This window comes from Alcanivorax sp. 1008, from assembly GCF_020667895.1.
Classification (GTDB): Bacteria; Pseudomonadota; Gammaproteobacteria; order Pseudomonadales; family Alcanivoracaceae; genus PGZG01.
In genome coordinates, this window is record NZ_JAFMPS010000003.1 from 56,358 (window position 1) to 71,146 (window position 14,789).

The following is a 14,789-nucleotide window of genomic DNA, read 5'->3' on the forward strand; positions in this document are numbered from 1 at the left end:
GTTCACCAATCGCACGCCTTTGGTAAGTGCTTTTACGTGAGCATGCTTTGGATGCTGCTCATTGCTTGCTATTGAGTCCTAAAAAATTTCGGCCTGACTGGGGGACATGGATGAGTTCGTTCGGGCGTTTTCTTGTTCTGACATTTGTTCTGACGCTTTCGGCTTGCAAGCTTGAGGTATTTGTTGAGGGGCAGGGTGCCGTTTCAGCAAGTCCACAAGGCAGGGCTTGTAGTTCTACTGCCCAGCTTTGTTACGAGTATGGATCAAGCACCGCTGTCAGTATTACTGCCATGCCAGCGCCAGGGTATGTTGTTTCCTCCTGGTCATCAGCAAGCTGCGGTGACGCCGAAACGTGCCGCGTCACTGTGGATGATGATATCCAGATTACCGTTACGTTCTCATCTGTCGAAGAAGATGGAGATGGTGACTCAATTGCCGATCCGTATGATCAGTGCCCCGCGACCAGCCCCGGTCTGCCTGTCGATGAGAACGGTTGTGCAGATAATCAGAAAGATAGCGATAGCGACGGCGTAACGGACGATTTTGATATTTGCGCCGGTACGCCTGCTGGCGCAAGCGTCAATGCACAAGGTTGTGCGCCGTTCCAGATAGATAGTGATGCCGACGGTGTCAGTGATGCATTTGACATCTGTCCACTGACCGAGCCTGGGCGCCCTGTGGATGCCAATGGTTGTGCTGCCAATCAGAAAGACAGCGACGGAGATGGCGTCAACGATGCAGCGGATCAATGTCCTGCAACTCCACAAGACATGGATGTTGACCAGTTTGGTTGTTCTGCTTCGCAAAAAGACGTTGACGGAGACGGGGTGAGTGACGCGCTGGATGAATGTCCAGCCACGCAGCCGAATGTGCCGGTCAATGATCGGGGCTGCGCATTGAACCAGCTGGATGCTGACGGTGACACTGTTAATGATGCGCTGGATCAATGTCCGGCGACGCCGCTCGGAGAGTCCGTTGACGAGTTTGGTTGTGCTCAATCACAAAAAGATGATGACCTTGATGGCGTGAGTAATCTGCTGGATCAGTGTCCGCTGACTGAGGCAGGTGTTTCCGTCGATGCGCAAGGCTGTGCAGAGAATCAGAAAGATGACGATGGGGATAGTGTAAACAACGCGGTCGACCAGTGTCCTGCCACACCATCCGGTGAGGCGGTAGATGGTGCGGGTTGTGCGGCATCCCAGAAAGACGAAGACGGTGACACCGTTATTGATGACCTTGATCAATGCCCAAACACTCAGCAAGGAATGGTTGTTGATGCTAATGGCTGCGCCTCCAATCAGAAGGATGATGATGCGGATGGCATTAACAATGATCAGGATATCTGTCCAGATACTGTCTCCGGGCAGTCCGTCAATACCCAGGGCTGTGCCCTAAGCCAGCTGGACTCTGACGCAGATGGCATCACTGATGACCTTGATCAATGTCCTGATACCGCTGTTGGCGCATCGGCCGATGCCTCAGGTTGCAGCGACGATCAGAAAGACACCGATGGCGATGGCATAAGTGACCGGTATGACCTCTGTCCCGCTACCGAATCTGGCTGGGATGTGGATATGTTCGGTTGCGCCGAGAATCAGAGAGATGGAGACGGTGATGGCGTACCCGATAGTCTGGATCAGTGTCCTGATACAGAGGCAGGGTTGGCCGTCAATGTACAAGGCTGCGCGCTGAGTCAGTTAGACAGTGATGGAGATGGCGTCAACGACCAGCTGGACTTGTGTCCCGGCACACAACAGGCGCTGCTGGTCGATGCCAATGGTTGCGCTGAAGATCAGCAAGACACTGACAGCGATGGTGTGAACGACGCACTGGATCAATGTCCAAACACTCCATTTGCCGCTGCCGTGGATGTCACGGGATGCTCCGCAGGCCAGCGCGATACTGATGGCGACGGTGTAAGTGATGATCAGGATATTTGTCCATCAACCGAAGCCGGACTCCTCGTCAACGCGGAGGGATGTGCCGCTACCCAGATTGATACAGACGCTGATGGTGTTTTCGATGCCTACGATATTTGTCCGGGTACGATTGCTGGTCATGCGGTAGATATTCTGGGTTGTTCCGCAGAGCAGCGTGATGGGGATGGTGACGGAGTCAGCGATGCTCTGGATCAGTGTCCTGCCACGCCGGCAGGGGAGGCTGTAGACGCCGCCGGATGTGCGCAGAGGCAACTTGATGGGGATGCAGACGGTGTGCCCGATGCGCAGGATGTATGTCCGGCAACCGGTGCTGGTTTGCCGGTTGATGCAGATGGCTGCGCAGATGATCAGAAAGATACGGACGGTGATGGCATTGCGGATGCACTGGACCTTTGCCCTGCAACAGCAAGTGGCGCATCTGTGGATGACGAGGGCTGTGCAAACTCCCAGAAGGACTCCGATAGCGACGGCGTGAGCGATGCTCTTGATCAGTGTCCTGCTACGGCACAAGGGCTGCCGGTGGATGATTATGGCTGTGCCAGCAGTCAGAAAGACAGTGACAATGATGGTGTGAATGACGCGCTTGATCAGTGCCCCACGACTGAAGCAGGTCAAGCTGTAGATTCGCAAGGTTGTGCTACTAATCAGGGCGATGAAGATGGTGACTTGGTCGATGACGCGCTGGATCAATGCCCGAATACGCTGGTAGGTGACCTAGTAGATCAGTATGGCTGCTCGGCAAGCCAGAAGGACTCTGATCAGGATGGTGTGAGCAATGCTCTGGATCAGTGCCCGGTGACGGAGCCGGGGCTGGCGGTTGATATGCACGGCTGCGCAGAAAATCAGCGTGATGCAGACCGTGATGGCGTAAACGATGCGCTGGATCAGTGTCCCGGCACGCCTGCGGGGGTGATTGTTGATGCATTTGGTTGTGCTGATAGCCAGAAAGATACTGACAGTGATGGCGTGCCTGACAGTGTGGACCAGTGTCCTGCAAGTAGCCCACTGTATCCATCTGATGAATACGGATGCGGAGATAATCAGCGCGATGATGATAACGATGGCGTCGTAAACTCAGGAGATAGCTGTCCTGCCAGCCCGGCGGGCGCGATCGTCGATTACTCCGGTTGTGGTAATCGTGAAAGCGATACCGATGGTGATGGTGTAGTTGATTTAAACGACGTATGTCCTGGCTCACATAACTATCAGATCGTCGACAGCGATGGTTGTGGTCATCATCAGCGCACTGGCGAGACCATGCTGAGAACTAATGCTCATGAGGCATTCGAGAACTTTGACGATGGCTACTATCAGGCGGGTGCTCCGCGTCATTTCGAGCGGGATACAGACACAGGCATCGTTTATGATCGAACCCTTGGCGGCGCCTGGGCAGATGTTCCTCTAGGTACGTCAGGTAATCATGATGCAAGTGCCATGGCTTGCGAAAGGCTTGAGCTTGGTGGAATAAAGAACTGGTATCTGCCTTCAGAGTGGGAGCTTGCCAGCTTGATGGATTACTCGCGCGTGGGTTATCCCAATGGAGACGGGCTCCTGCCCGATGCTTTCGTTAATCGCCATACTGGCAACTTGTTCTTCAATAGCAGTAATAACACTGCTCTCAACTTTACCAGCGGGCTGCTCAGGCAGAACGTTTCCGGTACGGCTATTTGTCATGCGGGCACTACGATTCTCAGCCCCAGATTTATTGCCAAAACATCGCCCGATACCATTGTTGACGAGCGGCAACATCTTATGTGGCAGGATGATGCCAGCTTCCTGAGTCAGACATTTACCTGGTCTGAAGCCTTGCAGCAGTGTGAGAGCCTCGTTCTGGGTGGCTACGATGACTGGAGGTTGCCAAACGCAACGGAAGCCTATTTTCTCATGGCTGCGATCATGGGCAACTCGCGCATACCACTTGAATACAAGAGTGGTTATCAGGTGGAGTGGTGGTCGTCTACTACAGCGCCCAGCAGTACTAGCAGTGCAATCAGTATGTGGTCGATGTTCGGAATAGCGAATCACCGGCATTCGTCAAAAGGACTGAAGAAGCTAGCCCGTTGTGTGCGGACTATGGATCATGAGTTACCCGTGGTGGTTCATCAGGGTGACGTGTCCATGCTCAGTGATGAGACAATTACGCTTGACGGGTCTGCCAGCTACTCCAGCGATGGTGCTATTACGAGTTACCAGTGGTATAGCCCGACACTTTCTATTTCATCATCCGGTTCGGCGACGCCGAGCATTGTTAGGCCTCCGGTTGGTGAGCACCTTGTCAGACTGACGGTAACCAGTAGTCAGTATGCGGAGGCCACAGGTGCTTTTATCGTAACGGTGGAGCCTGCCAATCAGCCGCCAGTTGCGGTCTTCAATCTTCCAGAGCCGGTTTACTACGGTGATGTTGTTCAGCTTGATGCTGCGCAAAGTCATGATCCTGATGGTTATATCAGTCAATACCGGTGGTACGTGAATGGAAGCATTCTGTCCTACTCCCAGATGATGTCGCTGTCTTCCGGCTACTATCAGCCGGGAGAAAACACCGTACGCCTTCAGGTTCGCGATAACGAAGGGGCATACAGCGAATCGATACTTACCTTTGTTACCCTGATGGATTCAGATCGAGATGGTATTCTCGACGAAAGCGATCTTTGCCCGAACACTTCTCCTGGAGCTGTCGCAGACCAGTATGGCTGCTCAGTCAGCAACGCACTGACAACTTGTCCAATCAATCCGATACTAAGCGACGATGAGTTCAGGGATAGCTATCCTGAAAACAATATTGATTATATCGGGCGCAGCTATCATGCGGTTAGTGACATTGAGCGAGCTTTCAATTATGCGCGCCAAAAGGACAAGACGGCCGTTCAGTATTTGAAGATGCCGAGCCAGGCGCAATGGGATGCACTAACGGTCCAGGAGCAAGGCCTGTTTTTAATTAACACCGAACGCAAGTCGCGTGGGCTGAAGCCAATCTCGGGTATCAGTAATGAGGTGGCTCAGGTTGCCCAGCAGTACGCCGACCTGATTCGGGAAGGCAATGCGGTTATCAGTCACTACTATGTGGATGCCAACGGCAACCATACACCCCATGACCGACTGGCTCACAATAACACCATTGCCCAGTATCAAGATGCGGGAATCTTCCCTGAAAGTATTTATGCCATGCTGAATGAAAGTTCCGTAGCCAGCTTTACCAAATCAGAGCTGCTCGTGTCGGCAATCTACGGCTGGATCTATGAAGACATGTACCCATTATCAGGTTCTCCCTGGGGGCATCGAGATCAATTGCTTCAGGTCGGGCTTAATGAAAATCATGGTGATGCATCTGATGAAGGCTTGCTCGGCTTTGGTCTTTCAGTTGGCGCGTACGACCCCGACTATAACAGTGGTAATTATGGCGGCGTCGCTGTCCTGAATATGATCGACCAAGGAGCTAGCTGGCCGGCGCCCCTTACCAGTGTCGATATTAACGAGGCGCAACAGTGCAACAACTATGTGTCCCTGAGCTTCGGCGATTATGATCTGGCCGCCGCTGGTATCAGCTCCATTATCATCTCGCCTTTTGATTTTAACCTGCCGATTGGCGGCACCCAATCACTGATTGTCACCGGTGAAACGGTAACTGGCGGATCTGTTGATCTGACGCCCTATGCCACATTCTCTGCAGATGATCTTTCGATTGTTGAGGTCAATGCCAGTACGGTGACTGGCCTGAATACGGGCTATGCTTACCTTTCTGCCAACGTCGATGGCATTCGCTCCAATCGCGCACGGGTAACCGTGGGGCATCCGGTTGACACGGCCAGTCTTACCGGTACTCGTGCGGAACAGTTTCTGGGCGCGATACCCGATGATGCTACCGTTCAGGGCTACGACCCCAGGGCCGTTACAGTTTATGCAGGCACGGTGTACGACGCCGACCGCCTGCCTTTGGGCGGCGTTACTGTTTCCATCCTGAATGCCCCCGAGTTTGGTACTGCTGAATCATCCTCCTACGGTGATGCCGGCCGCTTCCGGCTGCTTGCGAAGTCTGGCCGGCAGACGCTGGTTTACCGAAAGCAGGGCTATCTGACAGTTCACAGAACCGTTGTCGGAGGGAGTTCCAGCTGGGCAGCCGCACCAGATGTTGTCCTGCTGAAGCAGGACTCCAGAACCACTGAGATTGATCTCACATCGGGTGTGCCCGAGCGTCATACCTCGACCTTTATAACCGATGTTTTCGGTACCCGTGCGACCACCCTTGTGTTCAACGATGTCACTCGTGCCACCGTAAAGGCAAAAGATGGCTCATCGTATGAACTGGACAAGTTCCTTGTGCGCGCGACCGAGTATGTACTGCCGGAATCCATGCCGGCTGAACTGCCTGAGGCAACGGCCTTCACCTATTGCTCGGAGCTGGAGCTCGACCTTGTACGCGATGATGAAGAGGTGATTTTCGACAAGCCGGTCATCATGTATGTCGATAACTTCCTCGGTTTTGCGGTCGGCGAGATCGTCCCGATCGGCTACTACGACCGCAACGATGCCGAGTGGAAGGCAGCGCGCAACGGTGTGGTGGTGCAGTTACTTGATGCCGACAACGATGGTCTCGTAGACGGCCTGGATTTTACGGGCGATGGTGTTGCCGATGATTATGACGGCGACGGGCAAACCGCCGATGAAGTGGCCGGAGTAGAGGACTTTGTTCCGGGGACAACCTACTGGCGCGGTGCGCTTGACCATTTTTCGCCGCAGGATTTCAACTGGCCAGACACTGGCGACGACATAGGCGCCACGCCGGATGAGAAGCCGGATGATAACGGTGAGCTGGAATACAATGACGAGGCCGCCTGCACCGGCTCCTACGTGAAGCCCAATCAACAGTCGTTCCATGACGACTTTGCTATAGCAGGTACTGAACTGTCGCTGCATTACACCAGCCAACGCACCTCCGGCTATCACCACAAGTTATCCATACAGGTCAGTGATGATGAGATGCCGTCCTCGGTCATTGAGATGGTGGCGACGCTTGAGATTGGTGGCCACAGGTTCACACAGACTTTTGCGCCAGAGCCAAACATCGAAGCTGTGTTTTACTGGGATGGTCGCGATCCGGACGGCAACCTGATCGAAGGCGAAGTCAGTGGCACCCTTTCTACTGGCTACAAGTACCGCATGCGGTATTCAAGTGCTGGCAATGTAGCCAGCTCTGGCATTCCAATTAACGATTTTGCTGTGAAATGGGCGGTAGAAGGGGAGTCCGACACCGGTATTTCTGCCCGCGACGACTTGGTCGTGCAACGTACCCAGCCGGTGTTGCTCAAGAATTCCTATGATGCGCAGTTTGCTCCCGGCTGGTCCATCTCGAACTACCATGAGCTCGGGTCCGACGGCACTCTTTACCGTGGGGATGGGGAAGTCGAGGAAAACTATTTCAAGTCGGAAATACTGAGAACCGGTATCACTACCAGTCAATATCCGGGCGACGATGGTAGCTATCGTAAAGGTGGCAGTGATATCGACTACCGTGTCGCAGGCGATGGCATGCTCGTTGATACGGTCACCGGGCTTGCCTGGGAGTATACGGAAACCCCGCCAAAGTTCCGCAGCGTTGTCGAAGCTCGTAATTACTGCGAGTCACTGGGTGCCACCTCAGGTTCAAACTGGCGCCTGCCCTCCGAGAAGGAGGCGATATATACGGTTGACAAATCCAGGGGCAATCATGATGCCGCCATGTATAACGTGGAGGCCCTCGGTTACTGGCGTGATACTACTTACAATCCCGCAGGCAATCCGCTGCCGGTTGTCTGTGTAAACGGCGATCTGTTAGACGAGACCACTATCGACGGCCTTGTACGAGATGCGACGCGCGAAGTAGTGATCGACAGCAAAAATGGACTGATGTGGCAGGATGATATGTCCACTACATCTGTAGAGCTGCCATGGGCGAGTGCTATTGACCACTGTGAGGCGTTGACTCACGCAGGCTTTGATGACTGGCGCTTGCCCAATATCAATGAGCTGGTCTACACCTTGCCGAATACGGTGTTTGTCAATGAAACCGAGATTGACACGTCAATTCCATGGACCTATGCGGCGGGGCATCGTATGCCCTATTGGAGTTCCACACCGAACTTCCAGATCGCTGACACTTCCTGGGCGGTTGAAAGCGTCGGCTTTTCCTCGCCGCGATTCAGCCAGAATGAAGCCAACCATGTACGTTGCGTTCGCGACGACCCGTCTGCTTTGCCGGTGCCCTATATTTTTGACGAGTACGGTCGCCATATCCGTACCATTGACCTGAATACTGGCGAAACACTCGTCACCTTCAACCACGATGCCGGCGGTCAGCTTGTTTCCATGACCAACCAGTATGGGCAAGACATCACTCTGCAACGTACAGGTTCAGTGCTGACGGGTATCACTGGCCCGTATGGCCATGAAACGACTATCCGGATGTCTGGCGCGCAGCAGATCAGTGCCATTGAGTACGAGGACGGCGGGTATAACAACTTCACCTATACGGGTGATGGTTCGCTGCTGACACGCAGTTATAAGTCCAGTTATTCGTCTTCGTATGAGCGCTTCTACGATCAGCATGGCCGTGTTACCCGGGCGATTGATCCGGAAGGTGGCGCATGGGACTTCTTCAGTGACAGGGTTGGCCTTAAGCAGGAGCGTTACGGCTACAGTACGGCTGAAAACAGTATCTATCAGACCGTACGCAGTGTGCTGGATGGCGGTGATATTGAAAAGGTCACGACCCAGAAGAATGGCACAATCGTGATGGATACCATGCAGGCGGATCGCCTGAAGCAAACCACCGAGGTTTGCGGTGCAACCACGGTGATCGACAGTGTGCGCGACACCAAAACCCAGGAGGAGATCCCGTCTGTTGTGACGGTTACCCAGCCAAGTGGCTTGCAAAGCGTTACTCACATCACCAAGCAATATGGCGACAACGGTGCAAATTACCTGCAGCAGGTCATGAGTATTGATGCCAATGGCAGGACATCAAGCATTGCTATGGACTACGCCGCCGGAGAAAGCGTGGCTACGTCCGCAGAAGGTCGCATCACTCGCTCCGAGTTTGATCCATCTACTGGTCGCGTAACCCTGCGGGAAACCGATGGCTTGCTGCCGGTCGTCACGGACTATGACAGCGTTGGTCGTCCGACCACGATCACCCATGGCGCCCGCTCCACCCGCTACTACTACCACAGCAATGCCCAGGGCCAGATCAGCAGCATTGAGGCAAGCGATGGCAAGACCACAGAACTTACCTACGATGCCCTCGGCCGCATCGCCACCATGAGTTACCCGGGCGGTGGCAGTGTGGCTTACGAGTACGACCTGCGTGGTAACTTGACTCAGGTGATCGTACCCTCCACCGGCGAGTACGACTTCACCTTCAATGCTGTCGACAAGCCAGACAGCGACAGCAGCCCGCTTGATGAAGCCACTGTCCTGACTTATGACAAGGACCGCCGCCTGATCGATGTCGCCTTGCCATCAGGTGGCCATATCACCAATACCTACACCAATGACCAGCTCAGCCGTGTTGTCACGCCTGATACCACCATTGATTATCGGTACGCCTGCAATGGCAACGTCAGCGAGATCAGCGAAGGCAGCGAAGTGCTGGCATTCTCCTACGATGGTGACCTGCTCACGGGTATCCAGTACAACGGCCAGCTGAATGCCACGATCAGCCAGCGCTATAACAGCGACTTCGTCATCGACCAGATGAGCTACGCCGGTGCCAGCACCAGCTACGGCTACGACGACGACCTGTTGCTGACTCAAGCCAACGGCTTTGCCATCAGCAGAAACGCCCGGCATGGCTTGCCGGAGGCGATTACCGCGACAGGCTACCAGCAGCAGCGCAGCTACAATGCCTACGGCGAACCACAGAACGTCAGCACCCGCGTAGCCGGCAACACCGCCTACAGCTACAGCCTGACCTACAACGACCTGGGCCTGATCGTCGGCAAAACCGAAACCCTGCACGACGGCAGCAGCCACCAGTACGTCTACAGCTACGACGACAACCGCCGCCTGAAGAGCGTGATGAAAAATGGCGTGCTGGCTGAGTCCTACGCCTACGACCACAACGGCAACCGTACCAGCCAGACCAATACGGCCCGCGGCATCCCCGGGCAAACGGCCAGTTACAACATCGCCGACCAGTTGACTCAGGACGGTAACGTCACCTACCAGTACGACGCCGATGGCTACCTGACCCGCAAAACCGACGGCAGTGATATCACCTACTACCAATACAGTCGGCAGGGCAGGCTGCTGAGCGTACAAACCCCGACCGATCTGATCGAGTACCGCCACAACGCCCTGGGCAATCGCGTGGCCAAACTGTTCAACGGGCAAATAACAGAAAAATACCTGTGGCTGGACAAGACCACGTTGCTGGCGACCTATGATGGCAACAACAACCTCAAGCAGCGCTTCGAGTACACACTGGGGCATACACCGACCAGCTTTACGCAGAATGGCAATCGTTACTACATCGCGACCGATCACCTTGGCTCAATGAGAGCGATCAGCGACGCCAGCGGCAACATCGTAAAGGCTGTCAGCTACGACAGCTATGGTAATACACTGAACGACAGCAACCCCGCGTTCAGAATCCCGTTCGGCTTTGCCGGTGGCTTGCAGGATGGTGATACCGGACTGATCCGATTTGGGTTCAGGGATTATGATCCGAGTGTTGGGCGTTGGACGGCTAGGGATCCGATTGGGTTGGGTGGCGGGGATAACGTTTACGCATATGTTCAGAATGATCCTGTTCGGTTGATTGATCCAGCAGGTCAGTTTGGTTTGGTTGGGGGAGCGGTAGGTGCGGTTATAGGCGGTGTTGGCAATGCTGTTACTACGGGAATGACAGGTGGTAGTGCTGGGGATATTGCGATTGCATTCGGCGTAGGAGCATTAACCGGTGGGGTTATGGGGGCAACTGGAGGAGCGGCGGGAGGCCTTCTGACATGGATGCTCCCAGGGGCGGTTGGCGGTGCTATAACAGGCGGATTAACCAGCTTTGCCACTGGGGGGTCAGGATCTGATGCAGCTTTGGCTGCACTTTTGGGCGGATCTATAGGGGCGCTTGGCGGTGGAGCCGGTAATGCTATGGCTTTTAAGAATGCTCTTGCAGCTTTTAGGAAGGGGTTAGGCGTTAACGGTAGTATTGCTCGTGGTGACATAGCTGGAAAATTGTCTGATTTTCTTGCAAGCTTGAGTATTTTTTTTACCGCCGAGCAACTTCAGCAGTTAATTGAAAATATGGATTTGTATGAAGGCGACGGCTGTTGAGAATAAGCGACGGGGTTCAAATGGTGTATCTTATATCAGTGTTTTTGGGGCTGGCTTTGGCTGTAATTGGCATTTATGTAATCAGGTGGATTTTGAGTTATAAGAATAAAAAGCAGTTTCATCATATTCGTCTTTTAGGCATCGTGATCGTTTCTTTTGTTGGGCCTTTTTTTATTTATGTGCTTAGACTTATAGAGGGTAGATTGGGAATGGATGGGCTTCAGAGTGGCATTTTCTTTTCTATATCTGTTTTGGTCGGAATGTTAATGGTTGGATGGTACGTGAATCCATTTAACAGGGGTCGATAAAGGTAGGTCATGTAAGCGATTTTGAATGTGTGGCAGTGATTTCTAGGGATGGAGGCCGTCGACTTGCCTACAATGCCCTAGCCGCATCGCCACCATGAGTTAACCGCGCGGCAACCTGGTTGAATCCTACGGCTACGACCACAACGGCAACCGTACCAGTCAGACCAATACGGCCCGCGGCATCGCAGGGCAAACGGCCAGCTACAACATCGCCGACCAGCTGACTCAGGACGGTAACGTCACCTACCAGTACGACGCCGATGGCTACCTGACCCGCAAAACCGACGGCAGTGACATCACCTACTACCAATACAGCCGACAGGGCAGGCTGCTGAGCGTGCAAACCCCGATTGACCTGATCGAGTACCGCCACAACGCCCTCGGCAATCGCGTGGCCAAACTGGTCAACGGGCAAGTAACAGAAAAATACCTGTGGCTGGACAAGACCACGCTGCTGGCGATCTACGATGGCAACAACAACCTCAAGCAACGCTTCGAGTACACGCTTGGCCATACGCCGACCAGCTTTACGCAGAATGGCAATCGTTACTACATCGCGACCGATCACCTTGGCTCAATGAGAGCGATCAGCGACGCCAGCGGCAACATCGTAAAGGCTGTCAGCTACGACAGCTATGGTAATACACTGAACGACAGCAACCCATCCTTCGTGATCCCGTTCGGCTTTGCCGGTGGCTTGCAGGATCGTGATACCGGACTGATCCGATTCGGGTTCAGGGATTATGATCCGAGTGTTGGGCGCTGGACGGCGAGGGATCCGATTGGGTTGGGTGATGGGCCGAATATTTATGCTTATGTGAGGAATGACCCTGTCAGATTTGTTGATCCGACTGGTCGGTATGCGCATATTATTGCTGGAGGATTGATTGGCGGAGTAGGAAATGCCTTAGGAACTTACTTTGCTGGTAACAGAGATGCATTTTCTTTGGTAACTTCTTTTGCAATTGGTGCTGGTACAGGAGCGGCTTTTGCAGCAACTGGTGGTGCTGCCGGTGGTGGAAGTGCGCTGGCATGGATGAAAAATGGCTTAGCTGCAGGAGCAATAACCGGAGGTGGTACTGAGCTTGCCTTGAACGGACTTTCATCTGACGTTGCAGTGCAAACTCTTATGGGGGCTTCGGTTGGTATTTTAGGTGGAGGCATAGGAAATGCGGCTGCATTAAAGAGTGCCTTACAGCAATTGCATAAAGGATTAGGTAAAAATATATCACGATCTGATTTAGCAGGAGCTCTGACTGATTTGTACGCTAGTTTATTCATATCATTTACAGCCGATCAGCTGGCTCAGATTATTGACCAATATTTAGAGGCCGGCGGGTCTTGTAATTAAGGAGTGAAAATGCATTATCTTGTTCCAATAATTCTTGGAGTGATATTCTCATTTTTTACTATGTTTATTATTAAATGGATTATTGATAAAAGAGAGCATAAGAACATTGAGAATATAAGATTGTTAGGAATAGTTGTGATATCCAGCAGTGGTCCTTTATGTATCTATTTACTTAGAGTTTACTTAGAGAATTTTGATCTTGATAAAGATGTTTACGGTATTGCTTTTATGATCGTAGTGATAGGAGGGCTATTTACATTTTGGAACGTTTTAAAACCTTATAAGGATATTAATAAGAATAAGGATTAGTTCGTTTTGGTTATCGTGACTATGATCCAGCGATAGAGTAGTGGACAGCGCGGGAAGTGTAATCCCCTGCCATCAGCTATAGCTACGACGACAACCGCCGCCTGAAAAGCGTGATGAAGGATGGCGTGCTGGCTGAATCCTACGGCTACGACCACAACGGCAACCGTACCAGCCAGACCAATACGGCCCGCGGCATCGCCTGGCAAACGGCCAGCTACAACATCGCCGACCAGTTGACCCAGGACGGTAACGTCACCTACCAGTACGACGCCGATGGCTACCTGACCCGCAAAACCGACGGCAGTGACATCACCTACTACCAGTACAGCCGACAGGGCAGGCTGCTGAGCGTACAAACCCCGACCGACCTGATCGAGTACCGCCACAACGCCCTGGGCAATCGCGTGGCCAAACTGTTCAACGGGCAAGTAACAGAAAAATACCTGTGGCTGGACAAGACCACGCTGCTGGCGATCTACGATGGCAACAACAACCTCAAGCAACGCTTCGAGTACACGCTTGGCCATACGCCGACCAGCTTTACGCAGAATGGCAATCGTTACTACATCGCGACCGATCACCTTGGCTCAATGAGAGCGATCAGCGACGCCAGCGGCAACATCGTAAAGGCTGTCAGCTACGACAGCTATGGTAATACACTGAACGACAGCAACCCCGCGTTCAGAATCCCGTTCGGCTTTGCCGGTGGCTTGCAGGATGGTGATACCGGACTGATCCGATTTGGGTTCAGGGATTATGACCCGAGTGTTGGGCGTTGGACGGCTAGGGATCCGATTGGGTTAAATGGGGGCTTAAATGTTTACGGGTATGTTGGCGGAGATCCTTTGAGTTCGGTTGACCTTTTGGGGCTCCTTAGTCAAACGCAAATTGGAGGGATCGGCGGTGCTATTGGTGGCGCAATATCGGGTGCGATATCAGGTGCTGGGATTGGTGCTGCTGCAGGTATGATTACCGGTCCCGGAGCTCTTGCGTCAGCCGCGGTTGGGGGACTCATGGGGGCCATCGCTGGTGGTGCAAGTGGGTATATTGCTGGTTCTGCTGCCGCGGCTTCTCCGCTGATTGGTGGTCCGTTAGCTGCGGCCGGTATGGGCTTGATTGCAGAAGGGCCGTCCGGTGCGATTGCTGCTGGGGTCGGTGCTCTGGCCGGAGGGATGATGTCGGGTTTGCCGGAGCCGGCCGCATCAATGGGCGGGGCGGCTGTTGGTGGTGCTGTTGTTGGAGGAATGATAGCAGGAGGCGGGTGGATTGGTGGCGCTATAGGAGGGGCTGTAGGTGGCGCTGTGGGGGCAGCCCTTAATTGTGGCTATGGCTATTGCACGCCTTCGCCAGATCGACCTCGCTGCCCTAATTAGTTAATCCTTCCCGTATGGAAAAGTTGGGCATTATTATGATCCTGAAAAAAAACCATATTTTTATCTTTTCTATTATAGCTGTTGTATTTTCGGCGTCCCTTCTGTGGATGTATTTCTCAGTGCTTATATTCTTGAGGCATGGTTTTGATGTAGTTCTATATTCTTTGATCTTGCCAACTTCTTTGCTATTTATATTTTTCATCCT

5 protein-coding genes are annotated in these 14,789 nt (G+C 53.2%); 4 read left to right on the forward strand and 1 reads right to left on the reverse strand.

Features of this window, described 5'->3' with window-relative positions; translation table 11 throughout:
• Positions 1–110 precede the first annotated feature (110 nt).
• Entirely contained in the window at positions 111–11,243 is an 11,133-nt protein-coding gene (locus J1C54_RS05685; protein WP_304504399.1) for a thrombospondin type 3 repeat-containing protein, read from the forward strand.
• A 375-nt stretch (positions 11,244–11,618) separates the two neighbouring features.
• On the opposite strand, the gene J1C54_RS05690 is transcribed toward J1C54_RS05685, so the two are convergent.
• Positions 11,619–11,924 (reverse strand): hypothetical protein, encoded by a 306-nt coding sequence (locus J1C54_RS05690; protein ID WP_229145800.1) that lies wholly within the window; start codon positions 11,922–11,924, stop codon positions 11,619–11,621.
• 18 nt (positions 11,925–11,942) lie between these two features.
• Between J1C54_RS05690 and J1C54_RS05695 the strand changes: the two genes are divergently transcribed.
• The 3 genes from J1C54_RS05695 to J1C54_RS05705 all read left to right on the forward strand — a co-directional run bounded on the left by J1C54_RS05695 (position 11,943) and on the right by J1C54_RS05705 (position 14,584).
• Entirely contained in the window at positions 11,943–12,902 is a 960-nt protein-coding gene (locus J1C54_RS05695; protein WP_229145803.1) for an RHS repeat-associated core domain-containing protein, read from the forward strand.
• 9 nt (positions 12,903–12,911) lie between these two features.
• Complete coding sequence (locus tag J1C54_RS05700) at positions 12,912–13,211, forward strand: hypothetical protein (protein ID WP_229145806.1); 300 nt, start codon at positions 12,912–12,914, stop codon at positions 13,209–13,211.
• A gap of 113 nt (positions 13,212–13,324) precedes the next feature.
• On the forward strand, positions 13,325–14,584 hold the full coding sequence (locus tag J1C54_RS05705; protein WP_229145807.1) for an RHS repeat domain-containing protein: 1,260 nt from the start codon (positions 13,325–13,327) through the stop codon (positions 14,582–14,584).
• Positions 14,585–14,789: the final 205 nt, after the last annotated feature.